General features: G+C 68.6%; 26 protein-coding genes. 15 read left to right on the top strand and 11 right to left on the bottom strand.

The window, feature by feature from the left end; genetic code table 11:
• The first annotated feature begins 96 nt into the window (after nucleotides 1-96).
• From AC1DCJ_RS09430 to AC1DCJ_RS09420, 3 genes are read left to right on the top strand one after another with little or no spacing between them, the layout of a single operon-like run.
• Entirely contained in the window at nucleotides 97-1098 is a 1002-nt protein-coding gene (locus AC1DCJ_RS09430) for a glycosyltransferase (protein WP_478070788.1), read from the top strand.
• Entirely contained in the window at nucleotides 1091-2239 is a 1149-nt protein-coding gene (locus tag AC1DCJ_RS09425) for a CDP-glycerol glycerophosphotransferase family protein (RefSeq protein ID WP_478070787.1), read from the top strand. Before AC1DCJ_RS09430 ends, AC1DCJ_RS09425 begins: the two co-directional genes overlap by 8 nt.
• A gap of 30 nt (nucleotides 2240-2269) precedes the next feature.
• Nucleotides 2270-3049, top strand: coding sequence for an SGNH/GDSL hydrolase family protein (locus AC1DCJ_RS09420; protein ID WP_478070786.1), 780 nt, complete (start codon nucleotides 2270-2272; stop codon nucleotides 3047-3049).
• A gap of 9 nt (nucleotides 3050-3058) precedes the next feature.
• Here AC1DCJ_RS09420 and AC1DCJ_RS09415 read toward each other — a convergent pair whose 3' ends face one another.
• Nucleotides 3059-3601 carry a thioesterase family protein gene (locus tag AC1DCJ_RS09415; protein WP_137189815.1) on the bottom strand — a complete coding sequence of 181 codons (543 nt, stop codon included), beginning with the start codon at nucleotides 3599-3601 and terminating at the stop codon, nucleotides 3059-3061.
• Between the two features lie 70 nt (nucleotides 3602-3671).
• Here AC1DCJ_RS09415 and AC1DCJ_RS09410 point away from each other — a divergent pair, with 70 nt between their 5' ends.
• From AC1DCJ_RS09410 to AC1DCJ_RS09390, 5 genes are all read left to right on the top strand, one after another.
• The gene (locus AC1DCJ_RS09410) at nucleotides 3672-4256 is read left to right on the top strand and encodes a TetR/AcrR family transcriptional regulator (protein ID WP_478070785.1); all 585 of its coding nucleotides are present in this window, start codon (nucleotides 3672-3674) and stop codon (nucleotides 4254-4256) included.
• Nucleotides 4257-4335: 79 nt separating this feature from the next.
• Entirely contained in the window at nucleotides 4336-4716 is a 381-nt protein-coding gene (locus tag AC1DCJ_RS09405; RefSeq protein WP_478070784.1) for a VOC family protein, read from the top strand.
• Nucleotides 4713-5498, top strand: a complete 786-nt coding sequence (locus AC1DCJ_RS09400; RefSeq protein ID WP_478070783.1) for a hypothetical protein — start codon at nucleotides 4713-4715, stop codon at nucleotides 5496-5498. Before AC1DCJ_RS09405 ends, AC1DCJ_RS09400 begins: the two co-directional genes overlap by 4 nt.
• A complete protein-coding gene (locus AC1DCJ_RS09395) occupies nucleotides 5495-5866 on the top strand; it encodes a hypothetical protein (RefSeq protein WP_478070782.1) in 372 nt (123 codons plus the stop codon). The genes AC1DCJ_RS09400 and AC1DCJ_RS09395 overlap by 4 nt, the downstream gene beginning before the upstream one ends.
• A 33-nt stretch (nucleotides 5867-5899) precedes the next feature.
• Entirely contained in the window at nucleotides 5900-6433 is a 534-nt protein-coding gene (locus AC1DCJ_RS09390) for a hypothetical protein (protein ID WP_478070781.1), read from the top strand.
• A gap of 15 nt (nucleotides 6434-6448) precedes the next feature.
• On the opposite strand, the gene AC1DCJ_RS09385 is transcribed toward AC1DCJ_RS09390, so the two are convergent.
• From AC1DCJ_RS09385 to AC1DCJ_RS09375, 3 genes are all read right to left on the bottom strand, one after another.
• Entirely contained in the window at nucleotides 6449-6865 is a 417-nt protein-coding gene (locus AC1DCJ_RS09385; RefSeq protein WP_478070780.1) for an EF-hand domain-containing protein, read from the bottom strand.
• Between the two features lie 148 nt (nucleotides 6866-7013).
• On the bottom strand, nucleotides 7014-9122 hold the full coding sequence (locus AC1DCJ_RS09380) for a TonB-dependent receptor family protein (protein ID WP_478070779.1): 2109 nt from the start codon (nucleotides 9120-9122) through the stop codon (nucleotides 7014-7016).
• A 156-nt stretch (nucleotides 9123-9278) separates the two neighbouring features.
• The gene (locus AC1DCJ_RS09375) at nucleotides 9279-9500 is read right to left on the bottom strand and encodes a hypothetical protein (protein WP_313422354.1); all 222 of its coding nucleotides are present in this window, start codon (nucleotides 9498-9500) and stop codon (nucleotides 9279-9281) included.
• Between the two features lie 198 nt (nucleotides 9501-9698).
• On the opposite strand from AC1DCJ_RS09375, the gene AC1DCJ_RS09370 reads away from it, so the two are divergent.
• Complete coding sequence (locus AC1DCJ_RS09370; RefSeq protein ID WP_478070778.1) at nucleotides 9699-10112, top strand: hypothetical protein; 414 nt, start codon at nucleotides 9699-9701, stop codon at nucleotides 10110-10112.
• A 189-nt stretch (nucleotides 10113-10301) separates the two neighbouring features.
• Here AC1DCJ_RS09370 and hutU read toward each other — a convergent pair whose 3' ends face one another.
• Genes hutU through hutI form a run of 4 tightly spaced genes read right to left on the bottom strand, consistent with a single transcriptional unit; the run spans nucleotide 10302 to nucleotide 15581 of the window.
• Entirely contained in the window at nucleotides 10302-11969 is a 1668-nt protein-coding gene (gene hutU, locus AC1DCJ_RS09365; protein WP_313422358.1) for a urocanate hydratase, read from the bottom strand.
• Nucleotides 11966-12820 (bottom strand): N-formylglutamate deformylase, encoded by an 855-nt coding sequence (gene hutG / locus AC1DCJ_RS09360; RefSeq protein WP_478070777.1) that lies wholly within the window; start codon nucleotides 12818-12820, stop codon nucleotides 11966-11968. The genes hutU and hutG overlap by 4 nt, the downstream gene beginning before the upstream one ends.
• Nucleotides 12817-14358, bottom strand: coding sequence for a histidine ammonia-lyase (gene hutH, locus AC1DCJ_RS09355; protein WP_478070776.1), 1542 nt, complete (start codon nucleotides 14356-14358; stop codon nucleotides 12817-12819). The genes hutG and hutH overlap by 4 nt, the downstream gene beginning before the upstream one ends.
• Nucleotides 14359-14381: 23 nt before the next feature.
• Nucleotides 14382-15581 (bottom strand): imidazolonepropionase, encoded by a 1200-nt coding sequence (gene hutI / locus AC1DCJ_RS09350; protein ID WP_478070775.1) that lies wholly within the window; start codon nucleotides 15579-15581, stop codon nucleotides 14382-14384.
• Nucleotides 15582-15644: 63 nt separating this feature from the next.
• Here hutI and AC1DCJ_RS09345 point away from each other — a divergent pair, with 63 nt between their 5' ends.
• Both AC1DCJ_RS09345 and hutC read left to right on the top strand, forming a co-directional pair.
• Complete coding sequence (locus AC1DCJ_RS09345) at nucleotides 15645-17024, top strand: formimidoylglutamate deiminase (RefSeq protein ID WP_478070774.1); 1380 nt, start codon at nucleotides 15645-15647, stop codon at nucleotides 17022-17024.
• A 30-nt stretch (nucleotides 17025-17054) separates the two neighbouring features.
• Entirely contained in the window at nucleotides 17055-17783 is a 729-nt protein-coding gene (hutC, locus tag AC1DCJ_RS09340) for a histidine utilization repressor (RefSeq protein ID WP_137189801.1), read from the top strand.
• Between the two features lie 208 nt (nucleotides 17784-17991).
• Here the strand turns inward: hutC and AC1DCJ_RS09335 are convergent, their stop codons facing one another.
• The 3 genes from AC1DCJ_RS09335 to AC1DCJ_RS09325 form a co-directional block, all read right to left on the bottom strand.
• Nucleotides 17992-19017 carry a restriction endonuclease gene (locus AC1DCJ_RS09335; RefSeq protein WP_137189800.1) on the bottom strand — a complete coding sequence of 342 codons (1026 nt, stop codon included), beginning with the start codon at nucleotides 19015-19017 and terminating at the stop codon, nucleotides 17992-17994.
• A 270-nt stretch (nucleotides 19018-19287) separates the two neighbouring features.
• A complete protein-coding gene (locus AC1DCJ_RS09330; RefSeq protein ID WP_137189799.1) occupies nucleotides 19288-19788 on the bottom strand; it encodes a phasin family protein in 501 nt (166 codons plus the stop codon).
• Nucleotides 19789-19875: 87 nt separating this feature from the next.
• Nucleotides 19876-20151 (bottom strand): polyhydroxyalkanoic acid system family protein, encoded by a 276-nt coding sequence (locus AC1DCJ_RS09325; protein WP_038687727.1) that lies wholly within the window; start codon nucleotides 20149-20151, stop codon nucleotides 19876-19878.
• Nucleotides 20152-20270: 119 nt separating this feature from the next.
• On the opposite strand from AC1DCJ_RS09325, the gene AC1DCJ_RS09320 reads away from it, so the two are divergent.
• The 4 genes from AC1DCJ_RS09320 (at nucleotide 20271) to aroA (ending at nucleotide 25102) form a co-directional block, all read left to right on the top strand.
• Nucleotides 20271-21071: an FHA domain-containing protein gene (locus AC1DCJ_RS09320; RefSeq protein WP_478070773.1), complete on the top strand. Its 801-nt coding sequence runs from the start codon at nucleotides 20271-20273 to the stop codon at nucleotides 21069-21071.
• Nucleotides 21072-21344: 273 nt separating this feature from the next.
• On the top strand, nucleotides 21345-22430 hold the full coding sequence (gene serC, locus AC1DCJ_RS09315) for a 3-phosphoserine/phosphohydroxythreonine transaminase (RefSeq protein WP_428710567.1): 1086 nt from the start codon (nucleotides 21345-21347) through the stop codon (nucleotides 22428-22430).
• 51 nt (nucleotides 22431-22481) lie between these two features.
• A complete protein-coding gene (gene pheA / locus AC1DCJ_RS09310) occupies nucleotides 22482-23675 on the top strand; it encodes a prephenate dehydratase (protein ID WP_141056912.1) in 1194 nt (397 codons plus the stop codon).
• Between the two features lie 113 nt (nucleotides 23676-23788).
• Entirely contained in the window at nucleotides 23789-25102 is a 1314-nt protein-coding gene (aroA, locus tag AC1DCJ_RS09305; protein WP_478070772.1) for a 3-phosphoshikimate 1-carboxyvinyltransferase, read from the top strand.
• The last annotated feature ends 174 nt before the right edge of the window (nucleotides 25103-25276 follow it).

Raw genomic sequence — 25276 nt, 5'->3', positions numbered from 1 at the left:
CTTGCACGGCCGGCCTTCGCCAGCAGATGATGGCCCGGGGAAAGGACGACCCACACCGACCATGTTGGCGGTGCTGCGGCGCTCCAGGGCGACGACGTGAGCAAGGTGCGTGTCATTACCCGCGACAACGGGGCAGGGCTGAGTCGCGATCTGGCCATCGTGGCCGACGTGTTGCGTGCCCACCACGAAGTGTCTGCCGTGGGCCTGGGACGCTCCCGGCTGGGCGCCCGGTTGCGACACTGGTGGACCCGCGCGCGCTGCCGCCTGCACGGCCGCTACGATGCGCAGCTGTCGCTGGAGCGGATCTACGCACCCACCCTGGACTGCGCGGGGCGCAACCTGCTGATCCCCAATCCCGAGTGGTTCAAGCCGGAATGGGTGGCGCTGCTGCCGCGGTTCGACCAGGTGTTGTGCAAAACCCGGCACGCCGAACCGCTGTTCGCGCAGCTGGGGTGTGCAACGCGCTATACGGGCTTCACCTGCGCCGACCGGTTCGATCCCGCCGTGCCCCGGCAGGCCACCTTCTTCCACCTTGCCGGACGCAGCACTGCCAAAGGCACCGACGTGGTGGTCGAGGCCTGGCGACGTCATCCCGAGTGGCCGTGCCTGACGGTGGTGCAGCGCAAGCGCCATGCGCGCACGGACTGGGCCGCACCCAACATCGTGGTCATGGCCGGCTACCTCGACGATGCCGGGTTGCAACGGCTGCAGAACGTCCATCGTTTCCACATCTGTCCATCCGAGATCGAGGGCTTCGGTCATTCCATTGCCGAGGCAATGAGCGTGGGCGCCGTGGTGCTGACCACCGACGCGGCGCCCATGAACGAACTGGTTGATGCGGCCTGCGGGCTGCTGCTGCACTGCACGCCGGGTGAGCAGATGGGGTTGGGCCGGCGCTACCGCGTATCGGTCGACGCGATCGAAGCCGGTGTTGCCCGGGCACTGCAGTTGTCACCGCCGGCGTGCGTAGCGCTGGGCCAGCGGGCACGCGCGCGTTTCCTGCAGCGTGACGCGGCGTTTCGTGAGCGCCTTGCTGCGGTCCTCAGCGGCGCGCCCGCATCGGTGCAGGGCCAGGAAGCAGGTCACCGGCATGGGTGAGGCCTGCATGGCGGGCCTGCCATCGCTGGCGACTGATGCGCTTGCCGATGGCCTGGACGCACCGGCACCTCGACGCTGGGTAATGCTGGCGTCGGAGCAGTACGCGCTGCCCATCCTGCGCCCGCTTGCCGCACAGGCGCAGGCACGTGGCCACCGCGTGGCCTGGCTGGCACCCGACGCGGTTGCCGCCGGGCTGCGCGCGGACGAGTCGCGTCTGTCCAGCGCACGCGCGCTGTGGCGGTTCCGGCCGCACGCCGTGTTCGCCACGGTCAACCGCATTCCGCCGTTTCTTCCCGGCCTGCAGGTGCAGCTGTTCCATGGGCTGAACCTGCACAAGCGGGATCCGCGCCAAGGCCAGTTCCGCATGCTCGGGTTGTTCGACCTGTATTGCGCGCACGGCCCGGCCACGACCGGGCCGCTGCAGGCATTGGCGGGGCAACGGCGCGATTTCAGCGTGGTCCAGACCGGGTGGCCGAAGCTGGATACCCTGTTTGCCGGGCCCTGCGCGCAGGCACACGCACTGCGCGCAGCTGCCGCTGGCCGGCCGACGGTGATGTTTGCCTCCACCTTCAATGCGCCCTTGAGCCAGGCCCGTGACTGCCTGCCGGTACTGGAGGCGCTGATCGCGCGCGGGGATCGCTACTGGCTGCTCACCCTGCATCCCCTGGCGCCCGCCGATCTGCGCCAGCACTACCAGGCGTTGGCGGGCCCACATGCCTGCTTCCTGGATTCGGCGCACCTGGCCGCGATGCTGCACGCCGCCGACGTGCTGGTCTGCGATACCTCGTCGGTGGTGGAAGAGTTCGTGCTGCTCGACAAGCCCGTCGTGACGGTGTGCCATCGCCAGCCGCAGCCTTGCATGCAGGATGTTCGCGCGCCGGCGGACATCGGTGCGGCCATCCAGCAGGCGTTGGCGGCGCCGCACGCGCTGTCCGATGCACGTCACGCCTATGCGGCCAGCATCCACCCGCAGCCCGATGGACGGGCCGCCGAGCGCGTGCTGGACGCGGTGGAACACCGGCTGCGCAGCGGCTCGCCGGGGCTGCGCCGACGCAGCCGACGCGTGTTCCGCCGCCTCTGGCGCTCATGGAAATTGTGGCGCGCATTGCTGCCCGGCAAGCGTCGGCGGGGTGCATGCTAGGCTGACCGGGTCACCCAGGGAGACCGCACGATGCCTTCGATGTTGCACGCCGCGCTGCCGCTGGCGCTGGTTGCGCTGCTGTTGCCTGCCGCGCAGGCAAAGGAGGCGGTCAATCCGCTGCTGCTGCAGCCCGCCGATACGCTGGAACAGCGTCAGATCGCTGAACTGCAGCAGCGCCTGCTCGATTGGCCGCAGCTGCAGCGCTACCGGGATGAAAATGCCGCGTTGGCGGCCCCGGTTTCCGGCACGCCGCGCGTGGTGTTGTTCGGCGATTCCATCACCGAAGGCTGGGGTCGCACCGGCAGCGACACCTTCTTCCCCGGCAAGGGCTACCTCAACCGCGGCATCAGCGGGCAGACCACCGCGCAGATGCTGGTGCGATTCCGCCAGGATGTGATCGCGCTGCAGCCGGCGGTGGTGGTGATCCTGGCCGGCACCAACGACATTGCCGGCAACACCGGCGCAGCCAGCCAGGCGATGATCGAAGACAACCTGCAGTCGATGGTGGAACTGGCCCAGGCACACGGCATCGCGGTGGTGCTCAGCTCGGTGCTGCCGGTCAGCGACTACCCGTGGCAGCGCGGCGTGCAGCCGGCGCCGAAGGTGCGCGCGTTGAATGCGGCGTTGAAGCGGTACGCCAGCGCGCACAACGTGGTGTATCTGGATTACCACACGCCGTTGGCCAACCGCGACGGTGGCCTGGACGAGGCGCTGGCTGCTGACGGCGTGCACCCCACGCCAGCCGGCTACGCGCGGATGGCGCCACTGGCCGAGGCGGCGATCACCCAGGCGCTGTCGCGACCGCGCTGAACGACGCGCTCAGGCGTCGTCCTGCTTCAGCGCGGCATCTGCCGCCAGCAACGCGTCGGCGGCGGCACTGAGGGGCGGGGAGGGCACGTCGTCGGCACCGATGGACTGCATCATCCGCGGCATGTCCACGAAGCGGCGCTGGCGGCGGTCGTAGATGCCGGTCACCAGCAGCGCGCGGGTGGCGATCTTCTCCTCGCCCAGCAGCACGCGCTGCTCCATGATCACCCGCGTGCCCACCCAGCCCACCAGCCGCGTTTCCAGCGTGAAGCGCTGGAAGGGTTTCAGTTCGCGACGGAACTGGATGGTGCCGGCGCCGACGATCGGTGCCCATTTTTCGCGCAGCGCCACCCGGCCCAGGCCCATCCGCAGGATCAGGTCCAGCCGGCCCAGATCGAAGATGTTCCAGTAGCGCCCATTGGTCATGTGCAGGTTGCTGTCCAGGTCATTGGGCAGCACCCGGAACGGCAGCCGTGACACCCCGAACGGCGCGGCAAGCCGTGGCCGGAAGAAACTGCACAGCAGCAGGTACAGCAGGCGGAACCAGAGATTCATGCGGAATATGACGACTGTTATAGTCCGGATACGCTAATGTATGACGACTGTCATAGCAAGGAATCACGCCATGTCGCCTCGCCCTACCGATGCACCCCAGCGCGTGATCGCGGCGGCGGCCGACATGTTGGCGCGGGTGGGCCTCAATGCCACCAGCATCCGCGAGGTGACCAAGGCCGCCGATGCGCCGTTGGGCTCCACGTACCACCATTTCCCGGGCGGCAAGCAGGAGTTGTTGGCGCGCGCCACCACCCAGGCCGGCGACAAGGTGGATGCCCTGCTGGCCGAACTTTTGCGGGACGGCGCGGCGCCGGGCCTGCAGCAGTTTCTGCAGATGTGGCGCGCACGCCTGCTGCGCACCCAGTTCGCTGCCGGCTGCCCGGTGCTGGCGGCGGCGGTGGAAGAACCGGTGGATGCGGTGGCCAGCCAGGCACGCGGTGCCGCGGCGGCGGTGTTTGCGCAGTGGGAACACCGGCTGGGAGCTGCGCTGGTCGCTGCCGGCCATGCGCCGGCACAGGCGGCCGCGCAGGCCACGTTGATCATCGCCAGCGTGGAAGGTGCCGTGGCGATGTGCCGGGCGATGCAGGACATCGCACCGTTCGATCGGGTAGCGGCGCAGCTGCAGGCGCTGGTGGCGCTGCCTGCGCGCGGATGAGCACCCGCAAGCGCCGTTGAGCGCGACGCGCCTTTACACTGTTGCCGTGCATTCCGCATTCCACGGCAAGGACGTCCGCATGCTGCATCACTTGTCCCTTGGGGTCCGCGACCTGGCTGCGGCCGGCGCGTTCTACGACGCCGCACTTGGCGCGCTGGGCTACCGCCGCGTATTCGAGGATGACACCGCAATCGGGTACGGGCTGGTCGACGACGAAGACATGCTGTGCCTGAAACTGCGCGACGATGCCGCCGCCCCCGGGCCCGGCTTCCACCTGGCCTTCAGCGCCCCCACGCGCACCGCGGTGCAGGACTTCCATCGCGCCGCGCTGCAGTCCGGCGGGCATGACAATGGCCCCGCCGGACTGCGGCCGGATTACGGTGACCGTTACTACGCGGCGTTCGTGATCGACCCCGATGGCCATCGCATCGAGGCGGTCACCAAGCAGGTGCAGCCATGAACCGGCGGGTGGTGCGACCGCCCAGGCCGCTGCTGCTGCCGCTGACCCGCGGCAGCGAAATTGCCCGCGCCCGCCAGCAGCTGCAGCGGGGTGGCTGGCCGCGGTTGCAGATGGCCGTGATCGTGATGGTCACCGCCGTGGCGGGCCTGCTGGCGGCACACCTGCTGCGTCTGGGTGGCCTGGACACCATGCTGCTGCGGTATCCGCTGGCCGTGCTGGTGGCGTACCTGACGTTCCTGCTGTTGATGTGGCTATGGCTGCACCTGCGCCGCAATGACGTTGCAGAGGCGGTGATCAACAGCGGCGGCAGTGGCGGTTCGTCGTCGCCCAACACAGGCCCGCAGTGGGGCGGGCAGGGTGGGCACTCCGGTGGCGGTGGCGCATCGGCGTCGTGGGCGCCGGCGACCGGCTCCAGCGCAGGCACCCCCAGCAGCGACGGGTCACTGCTGGATCTCGCCGACGGCGATGCGGGCGTGCCGGTCATGGCCCTCATCGCGGTACTGGCGATCGCTGCCGGAATGCTGGTGGCGGCCAGCTGGGTGATCTGGTCCGCGCCGGTGCTGATGGCCGAGCTGCTGGTCGACACCGCCATTGCCGGGGGCCTGTACCGGCGCATGCAAGGCATGCGTGCGCAGGGGTGGTGGCGGCTGTGCCTGGCCCATACCTTCTGGCCGCTGATCGGCGTGCTGGTGTTTTCCGCCGGGCTGGGCTGGGTGGCGCAGGAAATTGCGCCCCACGCAAACACCCTGGCCGATGTCCTGCAGAAGGTGCGCGGCAAATGAGCCTGCTGCAACGCGCATTGGCCGGTGCCACCGGCGGCATCGCCGGGGTGGGCGCACTGGTGATCGGGCTGGCCTGCAGCGGCATCACCGCGGTGCTGGTCACGGCGATGGGCGTTGCATTGCTGCCGCGCCTGTTGGCGCCGTTGCTGCAGGCGGGCATGGAACCGCCTGCACTCTCCGCTGCCTTCGTCAGCAGCTACCCGTGGGTCTGGGCAGGCCCGGTGCTGGTGGTGCTGGTGGCGGTGTTAGGTGGCGGGCTGCGTTACTGGTTGGCCGGCGTGGTGGGGATGGTCAGCATGTTGCTGTGGGGCAGCTTCGCGGTGCTGGCCATGTATCTGTCGCTGTTCGTCCAGGCAGCTGCCGTCTGACGGTGTGGGAAAGACGTGGAATGGATATCCCCGATGCTTGAGTTGCGCATCCTTGAATTGAGCTGGATCAGCGGCGAAGCCGATGATGCGGACGACCCCTGCGCGCACGGCACGGTGGTGCTGGCGGTGGACGGCAAAGCGCTGGTCACGCCCGCCGATGGCAGCCTCACCTTGAGCGCGGCCGGGTTGTATCTGCTGCGTACGCTGCAGCATGACCACGCGCCGGCGGACAACGTGAGCGACGGCAATGCGCTGTTTCCCTGTTGTGGCTACATCGCGTTACCGTCCAGCGGCGTGTTTCCGGTGTTCTGCATGGGGTGCCCCAGCGGGCGCGATGTCACGGTGACCCATCAGGGCGATGACGTGCTGCTGGACGCTGGCGACGGCCCTTGCCGGGTGTCCCTGGAAGAATGGCGGCAAGCGGTGCTTGCCTTCGTGGATGCGGTCGACGCCTTCTACGCGCGGTGCAGCCCCAAACACCCGGCCACCGATCCCGAGGAGGCACGCGGTTGGGCGTTGTTCTGGGCCGAATGGCGGCAGCGGCAGCAGGCGGCGCGGGCGACATAAGCGATGCGACGGCGCTCAGCGTTGCAGAAAACCGCGCTGGAATTCGGCCAGGTCCAGGCGCTCGTCGCGGTTGCTGTCCAGGCCCTGGAAGCGCATCTGCGCGAAGCGGCTCACTTCGTCCTGGCTGAGTTCGCCGTTACCGTTGAGGTCGGCCACGCGCAGGCGGTCGGCCGCGGACAGTTGGCCGTCGCGGTCCGGTCCCAGTACCGCCTGCAGTTCGTCCAGGGTCAGCCGGTAGTTCCGGTCGGCGTCCAGTGCGGCGAATACGGCCTTGCCGTTGTACTCGTCGGCCGTCACGCGACCGTCGTGGTTGCGGTCCAGCTGGTCGAAGCGCGCACTCGCCGTGCCCGGCATGTCCTGGGCGTGGCCCACGGCGACCGCACACAGGGCCAGCGACAGCACGCACAGCATGCGCGGAAGGATGGGGGTCACGGCGGGCTCCACAGGCGGGGGATGTGCCGAGTGTCGCCCTGGCGTGGCGTGCGCGCCACGGCAATCCTGCCGGTTTGGCTCAGTATTTCTACTGGTCTCCCGCGGCTTGCGTGAGGGCCAGCAACGCTGCCGTTGCTGGCCGGCTCGCTCAGTCGAAGCGCCAGCGCAGGCCGGCATRCACGCCGCGGCCTTCGCCCGGGGTGGAGCGGGCCACGTCCTTGCCGGCATCGTTGTAGCCCGGCGTTACCGTCGCCGCGTAGTGGCGGTCGCCGATGTTGCGCATCTCCGCCCACGCCTGCCAGCGCCCGCTGGGGGCATCGAACCCGACCCGGCTGCCGACGATGGCGTGGCTGTCGGCGCGGACGCTGTTGGCGTAGTCCACGAACATCGCCGAGGCGTACTCGGTGTTGAGCGCGGCGTAGAAACCGGTGGGGTGGTCGTAGCGCAGCTCGGCCTGGTAGTAGTGGCGGGGCAGGCCGGGCAGGCGGTTGCTGCCAAACAGCGCATCATCGCGGTAGCGGAAGTCGCTGAAAGTGTAGGCCTGGCGCAACGACAGGCGGCCATCGCGCCCCTGCCACAGCGTGCTGTCCAACCCGGCTTCCAGGCCGCGGTGCACGGTCGGGCTGGCGTTGTTCTCGGCCACGAACAGGTTCGGTACCGGCATCACTTCCACGGTGAGCAGTTCATGCAGCACGCGGGCGTAGTAGCCGGTGAGCTCCCAGCGGCCGAGCACGCTGTTGCCGCGCGCACCCAGTTCCAGCGTGGTGGCGGTCTGGTTGTCCAGCTGTACCGGCGCGCGCTGGCGACCGGTGGATGCGCCGTTGCCTGCCGCGAAATACTGGTTCGAGCCCCAGATCATCGACCACGGATGCGCCGGTTCCACCGAGCGGCTCAGGTTACCGAACCACTGCGTCTGCGGGGTCTGCTGCCAGGTGAAGCCCAGCCGCGGCGCATAGTCCCTCTGGTGCTCGCGCAGGCGCTCGGGCGTGGCCGGCCAGGTCACCTGCACATCGCGGCGGGTGTTGATCAGCGCCAGCCCGGTCTGCAGGTGCAGCGCGTCGGTCAGGGCCAGGTCGTTGCCGATGTGCAGCGTGCTGTCGGTGCCGTGGTGCGAAAAGTCGCGCGTGTGGGTGCCGGCGGCATAGCCGTTGCTGGCAAAGCGCAGCGTTTCGCGCACGTCCGCGTCCAGGTCGTGGGTGACGCGCAGGCCCAGCGTGGTCACGCTGGTGCGGCCCAACAGCAGGTGGCGGTGGCGGTAGTCCACGGTGGCGTTGAGGTTGCTGTAGTCCAGCTGCTGCCGGTACAGGCTTTCGTTCAAGTCCATCGGGTACTTGTGATACACCAGCCCGGCCTGCAGCGAGGACGCCTCGTCGATCTGCCAGGTGGTCATGTTGCCGATCCAGGTGCTGCCCGGCTGCGGACGGCGTGCATCGATGGCCAGGTTGGCCGGGTTGGCCGCACGCGGGTCGTTGCGGATCTGGTCGCGGGTCAGGCGCCCGGGCGTTTCGTGATTGGTCTCGCGGTAACGCACGAAGAAGCGCGTTTCCAGGGTCGGGGTGATCTGCCAGCCCAGGTTGGCCATGGCGCCCTTGCCGTCACTGGCGGCGTGGCGCTGGTAGCCGTCCGATTCGGTATCGGTGTAGGCCAGGTAGTAGTCGATATCACCGCTCACCCCGCCATAGCCGACGCTGCGCTTCTGGTACCCGCGACTGCCCGCTTCGTACTGCAGTTCCAGCCCGGCCGAATCGCGCCCGTTGCGGCTAACGTAATTGATGGCACCGCCCAGCGCCAAGGCGCCGCGCTCGAACCCGTTGGCACCGCGCAGCACCTCGGCCCGGCTCAACCACATCGGCTCAAGCAGCTCATACGGCGTGCCGCCGGGGCCACTCAACGGCAGCCCATCCAGCGACACCGCAATGCCCGATGCATGCGCGCCCGGGCCCCGGTTGATGCCCGAGCCACGGATGGACACCTTGGCGCCTTCGTTGCCCGGCGACTGCGCACTGATGCCGGGCTGGTAGGCCAGCACATCGGCGCTGGTGGACAGTCGGCCGTCGGCCTTGGTCAGGTCCACCACGTTGCTGGCGCCGGGTACGCGCTTGAGCGCGGCGCGCGCCTGCTCGGTCTCGCAGGAGGCTGTCACGTTGACCGCGTCCAGGGTGGTTGCCTGAGGGGCGGCGTGGGCGGCGGCAGACAGGCCGAGGGCGACGGCCAGGGACAGCAGGGTCGGGCAGGGGCGGTACGACGAAAGCGACATGCGTAAGGGCTGTAAACCAAAAAGATGGCGCGCAAGTTAACAGGTCTGGCGTAGCACGTCACCCGTCCATGCCGTACGGCCCAGCCCAACCGGGTTCCGTTGGCGTCCGCCCCCGGGAAACTGACCGGTGGGCGGCTTCCCGGGTGGTACGGCCGGTTACTTCATCTTGACGTCCTTGCCGTGCTCCTCCATCAGGGCGGCAAACTTCGTCCAGCTCAACTGCTTCTTGTTCACCGAGTTTCCGGCCGGAACCCACTGGATGTTCCCCTTGCTGATCAACGCGGTGCCGAGCAGCTTGCCGTCCTTCCTGACCGCCAGTTCCACGTCCTTGTGCAGAACGAATTTGGTGGACAGGTCCATGGTGATTTCGTGTGCCATGCGTACAACTCCATTGTGGTTGAGTGATCCTTGCGCCGCCGTCGCATTGATATCGACAGTTGTTGGCGCTGTCACACGATCGGCAGAAAATCTGAAACCTTGAGTCGCGCTGCGTACTGAATCGCATGCATATCTTTGTGGAAGCACGGATTGCTTCAGCGATACTGGCGGTTGCACAAACCTTCTCTGGAGAACCACTTGGCCAAGCAAGGCGAATTCAAGAAACTGCTGGAGTACCTGCAGAAGATTCCGGCCATGTCGGCGTCGCCGATGCACTGGGGCCGGGGCGGGGACATTACTTGGTACGTGGGGTTCACGCTGAATCTTGCGCATCCGCTGGCCTGGAGTGCCGTGCAGGAGCTTGCCTACGTGATCAACGGGTTGTCGGTGACCGAAGCGTTGCCGACGACGTTCATGCCCGTCGCGCCGCCGCCGTACCTCAATGGTCCGGCCAGCGAGTTTCTGTCATGGCAGATTCAATCCAGTGACGCAGGATTCTCGCCGGATGATCTGCTGGGTTGGCTGGAAGGTCGGCTGCCGCAGCCGGTGGAGGATGTGGCGAAGTGGATGCCGTCGTTCAATTGGGACGGTGACGTGCCGTTGGACGATTAGGCAACAGGAGCAGCCGGGCAGAGCCCGGCTCTACGCGGCCCGCGGTAGATCCCGACCGTTGGTCGGGACGCATCCGGAGCGGTAGATCCCGACCGTTGGTCGGGACGCATCCGGAACGGTAGATCCCGACCGTTGGTCGGGACGCATCAGGCGCGGTAGGTCCCGACCGTGGGTCGGGACGCATCGGGATCAGCCCAGAATCCCCGGCAGATCCAGCCCCTTCTCCTTCGCACATTCCACCGCGATCTCATACCCGGCATCGGCATGCCGCATCACGCCCGTGGCCGGGTCGTTCCACAGCACGCGTGCGATGCGCTTGGCGGCCGCTTCGGTGCCGTCGCAGACGATTACCATGCCGGCGTGCTGCGAGAAGCCCATGCCGACGCCGCCGCCGTGGTGCAGCGACACCCAGGTGGCACCGCTGGCGGTGTTGAGCAGGGCGTTGAGCAACGGCCAGTCGGACACTGCGTCGGAACCGTCGGCCATCGCCTCGGTTTCGCGGTTCGGCGAGGCGACGCTGCCGCTGTCCAGATGATCGCGGCCGATCACCACCGGGGCCTTCAGCTCGCCGTTGGCGACCATCTCGTTGAAGGCCAGTCCCAGGCGGTCACGGTCGCCCAGGCCCACCCAGCAGATGCGCGCGGGCAGGCCCTGGAACTTGATCTTCTCGGCGGCCATGTCCAGCCAGCGGTGCAGGTGCGGGTTGTCCGGGATCAGCTCCTTGACTTTGGCGTCGGTCTTGGCGATGTCTTCCGGATCACCGCTCAGCGCGGCCCAGCGGAACGGGCCGATGCCGCGGCAGAACAGCGGGCGGATGTAGGCGGGCACGAAACCGGGGAAATCGAACGCGTCTTCCACACCTTCTTCCAGCGCCATCTGGCGCAGGTTGTTGCCGTAGTCCACCGTGGGCACGCCGAGCGCGTGGAAGGCGAGCATGGCGCGGATGTGGGTGGCCATCGAGGCACGTGCGGCTTTCTCCACCACCTTCGGCGCGGACACGCGCTTGTCGTCCCATTCTTCCACCGTCCAGCCCTGCGGCAGGTAGCCGTTGACCGGGTCGTGTGCGGAAGTCTGGTCGGTCAGCAGGTCCGGCTTTACCCCGCGCAGCAGCAGTTCGTCCAGCACGTCGGCGACGTTGCCGAGCAGACCCACCGACAGCGGCTTCTTGGCCGTGCACGATTCCTCGATCAGGCGCAGCGCCTCATCCAGGTTGTCGGTCCAGGTGTCCAGGTAGCCGGTGCGCAGGCGCATCTCGATGCTGCTCTTGCGGCATTCCACCGCCAGGCACGAGGCACCGGCCATCACCGCAGCCAGCGGCTGCGCGCCGCCCATGCCGCCCAGCCCACCGGTGAACAGCCACTTGCCGGCCAGGCTGCCGTTGTAGTGCTGGCGGCCCATCTCCACGAAGGTTTCGTAGGTGCCCTGCACGATGCCCTGCGCGCCGATGTAGATCCAGCTGCCGGCCGTCATCTGGCCGTACATCGCCAGGCCCTTCTTATCCAGCTCGTTGAAGTGGTCCCAGTTGGCCCAGCGCGGCACCAGGTTGGAGTTGGCGATCAGTACGCGCGGCGCATCCACATGGGTGCGGAACACGCCCACCGGCTTGCCCGACTGCACCAGTAGGGTCTGGTCGTCGTCCAGGCGGGTGAGCGTTTCCACGATCGCATCGAAGCTTTCCCAGTCGCGCGCGGCGCGGCCGATGCCGCCGTACACCACCAGTTCCTGCGGCCGCTCGGCCACGTCGGGGTGCAGGTTGTTCATCAGCATGCGCAGCGGCGCTTCGGTCAGCCAGCTCTTGGCGGTGAGCGTGGTGCCGGTAGGCGCGATGATGGTGCGGGACGGGTCGTTGCGGGTCATGCGGCGCTCCGGTTCGTAGCGAATGCAAGGCAGGCGTTGAGCACCTGCGCCAGGGTGTGGCGCAGCGGTGCGGCGTGGTCGGGGTCGAGCGGGGTGGGCCAGCTGTGTTCGTCCACCTGGTCCGGGGCCGGCTCGTGCATGTAGCCACGGCAGGCCAGTTCCATCTGCAGGGTGTGCACGCCACCGGGAATGTTGCTGTAGTGGCGGGTGATCCAGCCGCCCTTGAAGCGGCCGTTGCGCACGTGGGACAGGCCGCTGATCTTCAGCAGGTTCTCCACCACGTCGCTGAGCGTGTTGTCGCAGGACGTATCGACCGCGCCCGACGGGCCGGCGGTGCCGAGGTTGAACTGCGGCAGCTCGCCGTCGAACAGGTGCGGAATATGCGAGCGGATCGAGTGCGCGTCATATACCACCACGGTGCCGTGGTGCTGGCGCAGCCGTGCGATCTGCGCGGCCAGCGCGTCGTGGTACGGCGCGAAATACGTGTCGCGGCGGCGCGCGATCTCGGCTTCGTCCGGCTCGCTGCCCGGGTGGTACAGCGGCTGGTTGTCGAACGTGGTCAGCGGGCACAGGCCGGTGGTGTTCTGGCCCGGGTACAGCGACACGCCGCTGGGGTCGCGGTTGAGGTCGATCACCGAGCGCGAGATCGCCGAGCGCACGGTCGTGGCCCCCATGCCGCGGGCGAAGTCGTACAGCTCATGCACCCACCAGTCGGCATCGCGGCGCGCCAGCCATGGCGAGTGGTAGCCCTCGATCAGGTCGTGCGGCAGCTCGCTGCCGGTATGCGGGAAGCTGACGATCAGCGGCGCATCGCCCTCGTGCACCTGCAGCCAGTCCGGGTGGGTGGTCATGCCAGCGGCTCCACCTGCGGCAGCACGTCGGCCAGGCCCTCGGCCAGTGCGCCGCTGCGCACCAGCGCGGTGGCAGCCACCATGTCCGGATGGAAGTAGCGGTCGTCCTGCAGCGTGGGTACCTGCTCGCGCAGGCGCGCACGCACGCCTTCCAGCGCGTCGCTGGAGCGCAGCGGGGCATGGAAGTCGCAGCCCTGCGCGGCGGCCAGCAGCTCGATGCCAACCACGTTGGCCGCGTTCTCGGCCATCGCCAGCAGCCGGCGCGCCCCGTGCGCGGCCATCGACACATGGTCTTCCTGGTTGGCCGAGGTCGGAATCGAATCGACGCTGGCCGGATAGGCGCGCTGCTTGTTCTCCGAGACCAGCGCCGCGGCGGTCACCTGCGGAATCATGAAGCCCGAATTCAAGCCGGGCTTCGGGGTGAGGAAGGCGGGCAGGCCGGACAGCGCCGGGTCCACCAGCATCGCGGTGCGGCGCTCACTGATCGAGCCGATCTCGCAGATGGCCATGGCCAGCATGTCGGCGGCGAAGGCCACCGGCTCGGCGTGGAAGTTGCCGCCGCTCAGCGCTTCATTGGTGTCGGTGAACACCAGCGGATTGTCGGACACGCCGTTGGCTTCGATCGCCAGCGTGGTGGCCGCCTGGCGCATGACGTCGAACGCCGCGCCCATCACCTGCGGCTGGCAGCGCAGGCAGTACGGGTCCTGCACGCGCACGTCGTTGTCGCGGTGCGATTCGCGGATGGCCGAACCCTGCATCAGCGTGCGCAGCGTGGCGGCGGTGGTGATCTGCCCGCGCTGGCCGCGGATGCTGTGGATGCGCGGGTCGAACGGCGTGTCCGAGCCCTTGGCCGCTTCCACCGACAGCGCACCGGTGACCAGCGCGGCTTGGAACACGGTGGTGATCGCAAACAGGCCGGCCAGCGCGTAGGCGGTGGAGTACTGGGTGCCGTTGAGCAGGGCCAGGCCTTCCTTCGCCCCCAGCACCAGCGGTGCAAGGCCGTGCCGGGCCAGCGCGTCGGCGGCCGGCAGCCGCTCGCCACCGACAAACGCTTCGCCCACGCCGATCATCACGCTCGCCAGGTGCGAGAGCGGGGCCAGGTCGCCCGATGCGCCCACCGAGCCTTGGCACGGAATCACCGGCACGATGTCGTGCTGCAGGAAGGCCTCCAGCAGCGCCAGCGTTTCCGGGCGGATGCCCGACGCGCCCTGGGCCAGGCTGGTCAGCTTCAGCGCCATCATCAGCCGCACCACCGGCGCCGGCATCGGCTCACCCACGCCGGCGGCGTGCGACAGCACGATATTGCGCTGCAGGGTGGCCAGGTCTTCGCGCTCGATGCGCACGCTGGCCAGCTTACCGAAGCCGGTATTGATGCCGTACACCGGCGCGCCCTTGGCCACGATATCGGCCACGGTCTGCGCGCTGCGCAGCACCGCCGCGGCGGAGGCCGGGTCCAGGCGCACGTGCGCGCCATCGAAGATCGCGCGCCATTGCGCCAGCGTCACCGCGCCGGGCTGCAGGGTCAGGGTAGTGCTCATGGAATCTCCAGACATCACAAGAATCAGACGGATACGCCGCGCATCACGCGCGCGTGCAGGGGGTTGAAGCCCATGCGGTACACCAGGTCGGCAGGTGCCTCGATGTCCCACAGGGCCAGGTTGCAGTCCAGGCCGACCGCCAGCCGACCCACGCGATCGGTACGGCCCAGTGCGCGCGCTGCTTCACGGGTGAAGCCGGCGATGCACTCGTCCACGGTCATGCGGAACAGGGTGGCGGCCATGTTCATGGCCAGCAGCGGGCTGGTCAGTGGCGAGGTGCCGGGGTTGGAATCGGTGGCCAGTGCCAGCGGCACGCCGGCTGCACGCAGCGCCGGAATCGGGGGCAGGGTGGTGTCGCGGGTGAAATAGAACGCGCCCGGCAGCAGCACCGCCACGGTGCCGGCCGCCGCCATCGCCGCGATGCCCTCGGCATCCAGGTGTTCGATATGGTCGGCCGACAAGGCGCCGTGGCGTGCAGCCAGCGCCGCGCCATGCTGGTTGCTGAGCTGTTCGGCGTGGATCTTGATCGCCAGCCTGTGCTGGCGGGCGGCCACGAATACCTGCTCGGCCTGCGCGGCGCTGAAGGCGATGTTCTCGCAGAACACGTCCACCGCTTCGGCCAGGCCCTGCGCGGCCACCGCCGGAATCATCACGTTGCACACCTCGTCGATGTAGTCCTGCGCATCGCGGCCGGGCGGAATCGCATGCGCGCCCAGGAAGGTCGGCACGATCTCCATCGCGCGCACGCGGCCCAGTTCGCGGGCCACGCGCAGCTGCTTGGTTTCATCGTCCAAGGTCAGCCCGTAGCCGGATTTGATTTCCAGCGTGGTGATGCCTTCGGCCAGCATCGCGTCCAGGCGCGGCAGGCTGGCGGCGATCAGCTCGGCCTCGCTGGCGGCGCGGGTGGCGCGCACAGTGGAGACGATGCCGCCGCCGGCGCGCGCGATGTCGGCATAGCTCACGCCCTGCAGGCGCTGCTCGAACTCGCCGGCGCGGTTGCCGGCATAGACCAGGTGGGTGTGGCAGTCGACCAGCCCGGGGCTGATCCAGCGGCCGCCGCAGTCAATACGCTGCGCCGGCTGCAGGTGCGTCTCGGTACCGGCCGCGCCCACGTACACGATGCGGCCGTCGGTGGCGGCGATCACCCCGTTTTCGATCACGCCCAGGCCCGGGCCATCGACGGTGATCAGGTGGGCGTGGTACCAGAGGGTGTCACAGTGCATGGCAGCAACCACATCGGCTTATATGTCTATACAATATAGGCGCCACTTCCGGGATGTCCAGTGATGCCAGCCACCCCCGCCGCGACCCTTGTTTTCCATGCCACCCACGCACTGCTGCCGCAGGGCTGGGCCCGCGATGTGCGCATTGTGTGTGCCGGCGGCCGCCTGACCGAGGTGCGTGCCGGCGTGCCGGCCCAGCCGGGCGACACCACGCTGGCCATCGCGCTGCCGGGGCTGGGTAACCTGCACAGCCATGCCTTCCAGCGCGGTATGGCCGGGCTGACCGAGATCGGCGGCCAGAGCGGTGACAGCTTCTGGAGCTGGCGCGAGCTGATGTACCGCTTCCTGGCGCACCTGCAGCCCGACGCGGTGCAGGCCATCGCCGAGCAGGCCTACGTGGAAATGCTCGAATCCGGCTTCACCCGCGTGGGTGAGTTCCACTACCTGCACCATGCCGCCGATGGCACCCCGTACGCCAACCGCGCCGAGATGGCCGAGCGCATCGCCGCCGCCGCGCAGGGCAGTGGCATCGGCCTGACCCTGCTGCCGGTGTTCTACGCCCATGCCGATTTCGGCGGTGCCGCGCCCAACCCGGCGCAGCGCCGGTTGATCCACGACGTGGACGGTTTCGCCGCGCTGCTGCAGGGCTGCACCCAGGCGCTGCAGGGCCTGGATGACGCCGTGCTGGGCATCGCCCCGCACAGCCTGCGCGCGGTGACCGGCGAGGAACTCAACGCACTGCTGCCGCTCACCCCCGGCCCGGTGCACATCCATATCGCCGAGCAGACCCGCGAGGTGGACGCCTGCGTGGCGTGGAGCGGCTTGCGCCCGGTGCGCTGGCTGTACGAACACGCCGCCGTGGACGAACGCTGGTGCCTGGTGCACGCCACCCACGTGGACGACGACGAAGTGCAGCGCATGCTGGCCAGTCGCGCGGTGGCGGGGCTGTGCCCGATCACCGAGGCCAACCTGGGCGACGGGCTGTTCCCGATGCAGGCGTTCGCGCGCGCCGGTGGGCGCTTCGGCGTCGGCTCGGATTCCAACGTGCTGATCGATGCGGCCGAAGAGCTGCGCCTGCTCGAGTACGGCCAGCGCCTGCAGCTGCGCGGGCGCAATGTGCTGGCGCCGGGCGATGGCCAGTCCAGCGGCCGTTGGCTGTTCGAGCAGTCGCTGCACGGTGCCGGGCAGGCGCTGGGCGTGGCCACCGGGCTGCAGGTGGGCGCCCCGGCCGACGTGGTCGAACTGGACCCCACGCACCCGGCCCTGATCGCCCGCGACGGCGACGCCTTGCTTGACAGCTGGGTGTTCGCCGCACGTAATGGTGCGGTGCGTTCGGTGTGGCGCCAGGGTCGCCAGTTGGTCCATCAGGGCCGTCACCTGCAGCGTGATGCCGTGGCCGCCCGTTTCGCCCGCGCATTGCAGACGTTGTTGTCGGCCGGCTGAGTGCCGGTCGCACCCATCCAGGACTCCCGAGTGACGGGCAAGAAAGCAGAAACCCTCAACCAGCGCATCCGCGCCGATCTGGAAAGCCGTATCCTCAGTGGGCAGTGGGAGCCGGGGTTCCGCATTCCCTATGAGCACGAACTGATGGAGCAGTATGGCTGCTCGCGGATGACCGTGAACAAGGTGCTGACCGCGCTGGCTGAAAGCGGCATGATCGAGCGCCGCCGCCGCGCCGGTTCGTTCGTGGCCCGGCAGCCACCGCACCTCGAACAGGTGGCGCTGGAAATTCCGGATATCGCCATGGCCGTGGGCGCACGCGGCCACGTTTACGGCTACCAGTTGCTGGAGCGGGCCTACCGGGCGCCGCGCCCGCAGGCCGCCGAAGAGGTGGCCCTGTCGGGCAGCGACAAGCTGCTGGCCATCCGCTGCCTGCACCGCGCCGATGGCCGTCCGTTCGCGCTGGAACACCGCCTGATCAGCCCCGTGGGCGTGCCTGAGGTGCTGGACGTGGATTTCGACACCACCGCGCCGGGCAGCTGGCTGCTGCAGAACGTGTCCTGGACCCGCGCCCAGCACCGCATCAGCGCCTGGGGCGCCGATGACGCCGCCGCGGCGTTGCTGGAGGTCAAGCCCGGCACGGCCTGCCTGGTCATCGACCGCCTCACCTGGCGCGGCGACCAGCCCATCACCTGCGTGCGCCAGATGTTCCTCGGCGACGCCTGGGACCTCGTCGCAAAATTCGCCCCCGGCGCCCGGTAGAGCCGCGCCCCATGACCGGTGGGCGCCGTTACGACGAACGCATCGCCATGCGCGCGGAATTTATCGCTATTGCAAGGTCGTAGAGCCGGGCTCTGCCGCGCCCCATGACCGGCGGGCGCCATTACGACGAACGCATCGCCATGCGCGCAGTACTTACCGCACGCGCGATGCGTAGAGCCGGGCTCTGCCCGGCTGCTCTAAAACCCCATCAAAGCGTAGCGCACTGCCGCCAACGCACCGGCTCGTCCACGCCCAAACGCGGATTCAACTGGATACGCACGGTACGCAGCGCCGGGTAACGCTTCACCTCGGTGCAGACCAACGGCCAGATCACGTCGATCTCCTCACTCCGGTTCACCGCCAACGTCTGCCGGGTAAGCCAGAACGCACTCAACACGCCCGGCTGCGCGGCCAGGGTGCGGGCCAGCTCTTTCTGGTAGCGCGCCAGCGTGGCCGGGTCCGGGTCGGCCACATCGCCCAGGATGCCCGGCGCGGCAGCAGGCGCGTCCGGCTTGGCAGCGGCGGGCGCATCGGCGGCCGGCGTCTCGCCCGCCACCGGAGCGTCCGCAGGCGCAGCAGCAGCTTGAACCGGTGGCGCGGCCGGCGCGGGCACCGCCACCGGGGCGGCCTGCTGGTCCAGCCGTGAGGTCAGGTAGCCCATGCCCACCAGCAGCCCCAGGGTCAGCGACCCCAGTGCGGCAATCGAGATCCGCCGGATCGCCTCGCGGCGGGCCGCGTTCTTGACCTGGGCTTCCATGTCGCCGGGCAGGTACGGCTGCAGCAGCGGCCACAGCAGGTACCCGTCGAGCACCTCCACGCCTTGCTTCTCGGCGGCCACGCGGCCATCGCGCTCGACCATGCCCTCGGTGATCAGGATGCCGCCCCGGGCCCCGGCCAGCCGTGCGGCGGCGCCCAGTTCGTTCACCGCCGCGGTGCCAATGCGGTACGCGCGGCCATGCTTGCACGACAGCAGCCAGCGGTGCTGAGCGTCCTGCATGAGGAAATCGCTGCGTGGCTCGCGGCTGTCGTCCACCTCGCCGGGCACGTCCTGCAGCCCGCGCTGCTCGCGCATGGCGCGCCGGACGATCTCGGAAAAGTCACGCCAATGCATGCCAGCCAGGGCATTGAGCCCAAGCCGGGTCTCCTTGCGGCGGCGCTTCACCAGCCAGAACCAGGCGGCGGCAAGCGTCCAGACAATGAGGGCCAACAGTAAAGCCAGAATCCAGGAGAACATGGGGCGCTAGAGATGAACACGGATGTGCGATTGACAGTTTATATGCGCTCGCAGGCGTCTGCGGGGGCTCTTCAATGCGAAGCCTCGGAAGTCCGAGCCGCAGCCAGTGACCGACGTCTCACTTTCGAGCAGCAGACACAGAAAACCCGCCAATCCGTAGCCGTGAGGGGAGGGAACAAACGGCGAAGAAGCGATTGGCGGGTCGGTTTCGATTGTCATCAATGCCGTGCTGCTTTGCAACATCCGGCCCCGATGGGCCCCGGAGCGGTCTCAGGCGCCGCCCGGACCCTGGTGCGTTCCCGGGGACGGGTCGGCGTTGGGGGAGGCATTACGCGCCTCGGCACGGTTGACGCGGGCATTGAGTGAATCGATGCGGGCGTTCAAGGCCGCCACGTCCTCGGCCGTGGGGATGTTCAGGCGCTTGAGCACGCCCTGCACCCGGTCATCGAAGGCCTTTTCCACCTTGTCCCAGGTGCCGGCGGCTTTTTCGCGGGCCTCGCCAAGCTGTTCTTCCACGTTGTCGCGCCAGCGCGGCGTGTCGCCGCTCTGTTCGCGGTTGCGGGCCTCGATGGTTTCGCCTTCCCGCACCAGGGTGTCGAACACGCGGCTGCCCTCGGCCTGGGCGCGGCCAAAGGCACCCAGACCGGCCAGCCATACCTGCTGGGCCGAACCGGTGAGCTTGCGCGAAAAGCGCTCGGCCTGTTCGCCCAGCGAGGGCTTGTCGTCGGGGCTGCGGGTGTCGCGGTCGTCGAAGTCGTCGTGTGCGGTCATGGGGCGATCCTGTGGATGGACACCCCGATGCTAATCAGCGTCAGCTTTGCGCCATGTGATGGCCGGCGCCTGCGGACGGGCCAGGATTCAGCCCAGCTTTTCCTTCAGCACGCGCTGGATCTCGCCCTCGACCATGCCTTTCATCGCCGACAGCAGGAAGCCCAGCTTGGCGGTCACGTGCACCTGGCCGGGCTGCAGTTCGATCGCACCGTCCACGCCGGAGCCGTTGAAGTTCAACACGTCGCCCACCCAGTTGCTCTGCAGGCCGAAGCGCTCGGACAGCTTGGCGGCCACGTCTTCGATCGCCTTGCGGGCGCCATCGACGGGCAGGGAATGGGCGTGGCGGATATCAATGCTGGACATGGGAGCTCCTGGCGGGCGGCAGCGGGAAGGGCGTGCATTGTGCGCATCCTTGCGCCCAACTCCAAGGACTGCATCACACTTCTTCTTCGATGACATGCAACCTGCTAGGCTTTCGCCGCGTGCAGAACCTGCTAGTTCACTTCACCCAACGCCAACACCCCGACCAGCCGCTGCGGCCCGGGGTGCAGCGCATCGTGCGCCACGCTTCGGGCACCGTCCGGCTGGGCGGTGACGCCACCGGCACCTTGCTCCTTGCACAGTTCTGCCTGGACGACCGCGGCCTCTGGCTGCAGGTGGCCACCGGCACGCGCGGCATCCACGTCAACGGCCGCCCGGTGCGGCGCATGGCCATGCTCCGCGCGGGCGATGCGGTGTATGTGGACGGCGTGGAGATGGTGATCCAGGGCGAGTGCGAGGTGCTTGCCCAGGCGCCGCCGCGCAGTGACGCCGGCAGCGACGAACTGCGCCTGCTGCGCGGGTTGGGCGGCCAGCACCACGGCCGCAGCTTCACCCTGGACCGTCCGCGTCTGATCGGCCGCAGCACCGAGGCCGACATCGCCATCGACGACCCCGCCTTTGCCGAGCAGCACGCCCGCCTGGAGTTGCACGGCGAGCGCGTGCTGCTGCGCGACCTCGGCGCGGGCGAATCCACCCGGGTCAACGGCGTGGCGGTTCGCCATTGCTGGCTGCTGCCCGGCGACCAGCTGGTGTTCGATACCCAGCACCGGTTCGTGCTGGAAGTGCCGCACGACGCCCGCACCCGGATCGTCAGCGAAGACGAGGACGACCTGCTGGACCTGCCCACCCACGACGCAGCGCCGACCAAGCCGCCGCGCGTAAGCCGCTGGCCGTGGCTGCTGGCCAGCGCGCTGCTGCTGGCGGCGGTGATCAGCGGCCTCCTCTGGTTCGGCGCGCGGTAAGGCCCCATCGGCACCCGCCGCACCGACCAACGGTCGGTGCCTACCGCAAACCACGCACGCGGCACATTACGACCGTCGGTCGCGACCCCACACCACCCGGTAGATCACGACCGTTGGTCGTGACGCCCACACCGCCGGTAGATCACCACCGTTGGTCGTGACGCCCCAATGCCCGCCCCGATAGATTCGTTTGCAACCAAATTCGCCTAGTCCTGCAAGGCCTAAAGCCTGGTGCGCTGCGGCATACTAGGGGTCTTGCCCCATAGGTGTGACATGACGCGCGCGTTCAACTTCAGTGCCGGCCCTGCAACCCTGCCGGAATCGGTCCTGCGCAAGGCGCAGGAAGAGATGTTGGAATGGAACGGCGCTGGCGCCTCCATTGTCGAAATGAGCCACCGCGGCCCGGAATTCATGGCCGTCGCGGCCAAGGCCGACGCCGACCTCCGCCGCCTGATCGGTATCCCCGACGACTACGCCGTGCTGTTCCTGGCCGGTGGCGCCACCACCCAGCAGGCCCTGCTGGCGCTCAACTTCGCCCAGCCCGGCCAGACCGTGGACTACGTGCTCACCGGGCACTGGGGCAAGACCGCGATCAAGCAGGTCACGCCCTACGTCAACGTCAATGTTGCCGCCAGCAGCGAAGCCAACGGCTTCCACGACATCCCCGCGCGCGACACGTGGCAGCTCTCGGCGGATGCGGCCTACGTGCACATCACCGCCAACGAGACCATCCACGGCGTCGAGTTCCGTGACACCCCCGATGTCGGCCAGGTGCCGCTGTTCGCCGATTTCAGCTCCTCCATCGCCAGCGAACCGCTCGATGTCAGCAAGTACGGCCTGATCTACGCCGGCGCGCAGAAGAACCTGGGGCCGGTGGGCGTGTCGGTGGTGATCGTCCGCCGCGACCTGCTCGAACGCGCCGGCCAGCCGCGCGCGGATATCTTCAACTACCGCTCGCACGTGGCGCGCGATTCGATGCTCAACACCCCGCCCACCTGGAACTGGTACCTGGCCGGGCTGGTGTTCGAGTGGATGCTGGCCGAAGGCGGCGTCGAGGAATTCGCCCGCCGCAACGCCGCCAAGGCCGCGCTGGTGTATGGCGCCATCGATGCCTCCGGCGGGTTCTACCGCAACGAGGTGGTGCCCGCCGCCCGTTCGCGCATGAACATCCCGTTCTTCCTGTCCGACGACACCCTCAACGCGCGCTTTGTCAGCGAGTCCAAGGCCGCCGGCCTGCTCGCGCTGAAGGGCCACGCCGCCGTGGGCGGTATCCGTGCCTCGCTGTACAACGCCATGCCGGTGGAAGGCGCGCAGGCGCTGGTCGCCTTCATGGCCGATTTCCAGCAGCGCCACGGCTGACGTTTTCGTATTTCCCGGGGCGCGCGACGCCCCACTGCACCTGGAACCCAGATGGCCACCAAACCCGCCAAGCCCAAGGCCGCCAAAGCGCCGCCGTCCAAGCCCAAAGCCGCCGCACCTGCGAAGGCCGCCCCCGGCAAGGCCGCTGCCGTTGCTAGCACGCCCGCACCGGTGCTGTCGGACGTGCGCGCCAAGATCGACCACATCGACCGCAGCATCCAGGCGCTCATCGCCGAGCGCGCCAACTTCGCCCACCAGGTCGGCAAGGCCAAGGGTAAGCTCGCCGCCGCGGTGGACTACTACCGCCCCGAGCGCGAAGCGCAGGTGCTGCGCATGGTGGTGGACCGCAATGAAGGCCCGCTCAGCGATGAAGTGCTGGTGCATGTGTTCCGCGAAATCATGTCGGCCTGCCTGGCCCAGCAGGAGCCGCTGAAGATTGGCTACCTGGGTCCGGAAGGCACCTTCAGCCAGCAGGCGGTGCTCAAGCACTTCGGCCGCTCGGCGCTGGGCCTGCCGCTGGCCAGCATTGAAGAAGTGTTCCAGGAAGTGGAAGCGGGCAACGCCGATTTCGGCGTGGTGCCGGTGGAGAACTCGGGGCAGGGGACCATCCAGATCACCCTGGACATGTTCCTGACCTCCAACCTCAAGATCTGCGGCGAAGTGGAACTGCGCGTGCAGCAGTACCTGATGTCGCGCAGTGGTCGGCTGGACGACGTGGAGCGCGTGTATGGCCACCCGCAGTCGTTCATGCAGACCTCCTCGTGGCTGCGCGCCAACCTGCCCAAGGCCGAGAAGATCCCGGTGTCGAGCAATGCCGAAGGCGCCCGCCGCGCCCGCAATGCCGACGACGCCGCCGCCATTGGCGGGGAGAGTGCAGGGCACGTGTACGGCCTGAAGAAGGTGGTGACCAAGCCCATCCAGAACGATGCCGACAACACCACCCGCTTCCTGGTGGTGGGCCGCAATATCTTCCCCACCTCCGGCCACGACCGCACCTCGGTGCTGGTGTTCATCCATGACAAGCCCGGCGCGCTGTTCGACGTGCTCAGCCCGTTCGCGCGCCACGGCATCAGCATGAACCGCATCGAGTCGCGGCCGTCGCACAACGCCAAGTGGGAGTACGGCTTCTTCATCGACCTGGCCGGCCACATCGAGGACGCCTCGATGCAGGCCGCGCTGGCCGAACTGGACGCGCACTCGGCACAGATCAAGGTGCTGGGTTCCTACCCGGTGGCCGTGCCCTGACCGTCTCGGCGCAGCCCTGCGCTGCGCCTTCGGTGGCGTCGCCATGCCGGCGCGCCGCCTTTCCCGCATACCGCTGCATCGCCGCCCGCGCGGCTGCCTGACAGGATCCTTCGATGACCGCTACGCCGTACTGGATTGCCCACAAGGGCCAGCCCCTGCAGGGCACTCTGACCATTCCCGGTGACAAGTCCGTATCGCACCGCTCGGTGATGTTCGCCGCGCTGGCCGACGGCGTGTCCCACATCGATGGCTTCCTGGAAGGCGAAGACACCCGCGCCACCGCCGCCATCTTTGCCCAGATGGGCGTGCGCATCGACACCCCGTCGCCGTCGCAGCGCGTGGTGCATGGCGTAGGCGTGGACGGCCTGAAGGCCCCCGCCGCGCCGCTGGACTGCGGCAACGCCGGCACCGGCATGCGCCTGCTTGCCGGCCTGCTGGCCGCACAATCGTTCGACAGCGTGATGGTGGGCGACGAATCGCTGTCGCGCCGGCCGATGCGCCGTGTCACCGGCCCGTTGGCGCTGATGGGCGCCAAGATCGACACCGAAAGCGACGGCACCCCGCCGCTGCACGTGCATGGCGGGCAGACGCTGAAGGGCATCGATTTCGCCTCGCCGGTGGCCAGCGCGCAGGTCAAATCCGCGGTGTTGCTGGCCGGCCTGTATGCCGATGGTGAGACCACGGTGAGCGAACCGCACCCGACCCGCGACTACAGCGAGCGCATGCTGCGCGCGTTCGGCGTGGACATCGACTTCTCGCCCGGCAAGGCCCGCCTGCGCGGCGGCCAGCGCCTGCGCGCCACCGACATCGTGGTGCCCGCCGACTTCTCCTCCGCGGCGTTCTTCCTGGTGGCCGCCAGCATCATTCCCGGCTCCGAGCTGCGCCTGCGCGCGGTGGGCCTCAACCCGCGCCGCACCGGCCTGCTGGCCGCACTGCGGCTGATGGGCGCGGACATCAGCGAAGAAAACCATGCCGAGCAGGGCGGGGAAGTCGTGGCTGACCTGGTGGTGCGTTATGCCCCGCTGCACGGTGCGGAGATTCCCGAAGCGCTGGTGCCGGACATGATCGACGAGTTCCCCGCTCTGTTCGTGGCTGCCGCTGCCGCGCAGGGCAACACGGTGGTGCGCGGCGCCGCCGAACTGCGGGTCAAGGAATCCGACCGCCTGGCCGCCATGGCCACCGGCCTGCGCACGCTGGGCGTGCAGGTGGATGAAACCGACGACGGCGCCACCATCCACGGCGGCAGCACGCTGGGCAGCGGCACCATCGAAAGCCACGGCGACCACCGCATCGCCATGGCCTTCGCCATTGCCGGCCAGCTCAGCAGTGGCGAAGTGCGGGTGAACGACATCGCCAACGTCGCCACCTCGTTCCCGGATTTCGACGGCCTGTCCACGGGGGCGGGCTTCGGGTTGCGAAGTGCCTGACGCACGCCGCCGGGCACTGCCCGGCGGCCGTTGCCTGGTTGCCGGGCAGAGCCCGGCACTACGTGACTGCGGTTGCATCGCATGGTTGCCGGGCAGAGCCCGGCACTACGATGGTGCGTGATTGCTCGTAGAGCCGGGCTCTGCCCGGCTGCCGTTGCGTTGGCATATGCGTGG

It is taken from the genome of Stenotrophomonas sp. 10N36 (assembly GCF_056395005.1).
Note: the sequence above shows the minus strand (reverse complement) of the source record. Positions and strands in the feature narration are given on the sequence as shown.

Excerpts from the sequence above, each read along its gene's own strand:
- AC1DCJ_RS09410 (WP_478070785.1), top strand. The coding sequence starts at position 3,672 with ATGTCGCCTCGCCCTACCGATGCACCCCAGCGCGTGATCGCGGCGGCG.
- serC (WP_428710567.1), top strand. The coding sequence starts at position 21,345 with ATGACGCGCGCGTTCAACTTCAGTGCCGGCCCTGCAACCCTGCCGGAA.
- AC1DCJ_RS09330 (WP_137189799.1), bottom strand. The coding sequence starts at position 19,788 with ATGACCGCACACGACGACTTCGACGACCGCGACACCCGCAGCCCCGAC.
- AC1DCJ_RS09400 (WP_478070783.1), top strand. The coding sequence starts at position 4,713 with ATGAACCGGCGGGTGGTGCGACCGCCCAGGCCGCTGCTGCTGCCGCTG.
- hutH (WP_478070776.1), bottom strand. The coding sequence starts at position 14,358 with ATGAGCACTACCCTGACCCTGCAGCCCGGCGCGGTGACGCTGGCGCAA.
- AC1DCJ_RS09415 (WP_137189815.1), bottom strand. The coding sequence starts at position 3,601 with ATGAATCTCTGGTTCCGCCTGCTGTACCTGCTGCTGTGCAGTTTCTTC.
- hutG (WP_478070777.1), bottom strand. The coding sequence starts at position 12,820 with ATGACCACCCACCCGGACTGGCTGCAGGTGCACGAGGGCGATGCGCCG.
- AC1DCJ_RS09345 (WP_478070774.1), top strand. The coding sequence starts at position 15,645 with ATGCCAGCCACCCCCGCCGCGACCCTTGTTTTCCATGCCACCCACGCA.
- AC1DCJ_RS09335 (WP_137189800.1), bottom strand. The coding sequence starts at position 19,017 with ATGTTCTCCTGGATTCTGGCTTTACTGTTGGCCCTCATTGTCTGGACG.
- aroA (WP_478070772.1), top strand. The coding sequence starts at position 23,789 with ATGACCGCTACGCCGTACTGGATTGCCCACAAGGGCCAGCCCCTGCAG.
- AC1DCJ_RS09405 (WP_478070784.1), top strand. The coding sequence starts at position 4,336 with ATGCTGCATCACTTGTCCCTTGGGGTCCGCGACCTGGCTGCGGCCGGC.
- hutU (WP_313422358.1), bottom strand. The coding sequence starts at position 11,969 with ATGACCCGCAACGACCCGTCCCGCACCATCATCGCGCCTACCGGCACC.
- hutI (WP_478070775.1), bottom strand. The coding sequence starts at position 15,581 with ATGCACTGTGACACCCTCTGGTACCACGCCCACCTGATCACCGTCGAT.
- AC1DCJ_RS09420 (WP_478070786.1), top strand. The coding sequence starts at position 2,270 with ATGCCTTCGATGTTGCACGCCGCGCTGCCGCTGGCGCTGGTTGCGCTG.
- AC1DCJ_RS09395 (WP_478070782.1), top strand. The coding sequence starts at position 5,495 with ATGAGCCTGCTGCAACGCGCATTGGCCGGTGCCACCGGCGGCATCGCC.
- AC1DCJ_RS09375 (WP_313422354.1), bottom strand. The coding sequence starts at position 9,500 with ATGGCACACGAAATCACCATGGACCTGTCCACCAAATTCGTTCTGCAC.
- AC1DCJ_RS09425 (WP_478070787.1), top strand. The coding sequence starts at position 1,091 with ATGGGTGAGGCCTGCATGGCGGGCCTGCCATCGCTGGCGACTGATGCG.
- AC1DCJ_RS09390 (WP_478070781.1), top strand. The coding sequence starts at position 5,900 with ATGCTTGAGTTGCGCATCCTTGAATTGAGCTGGATCAGCGGCGAAGCC.
- pheA (WP_141056912.1), top strand. The coding sequence starts at position 22,482 with ATGGCCACCAAACCCGCCAAGCCCAAGGCCGCCAAAGCGCCGCCGTCC.
- AC1DCJ_RS09325 (WP_038687727.1), bottom strand. The coding sequence starts at position 20,151 with ATGTCCAGCATTGATATCCGCCACGCCCATTCCCTGCCCGTCGATGGC.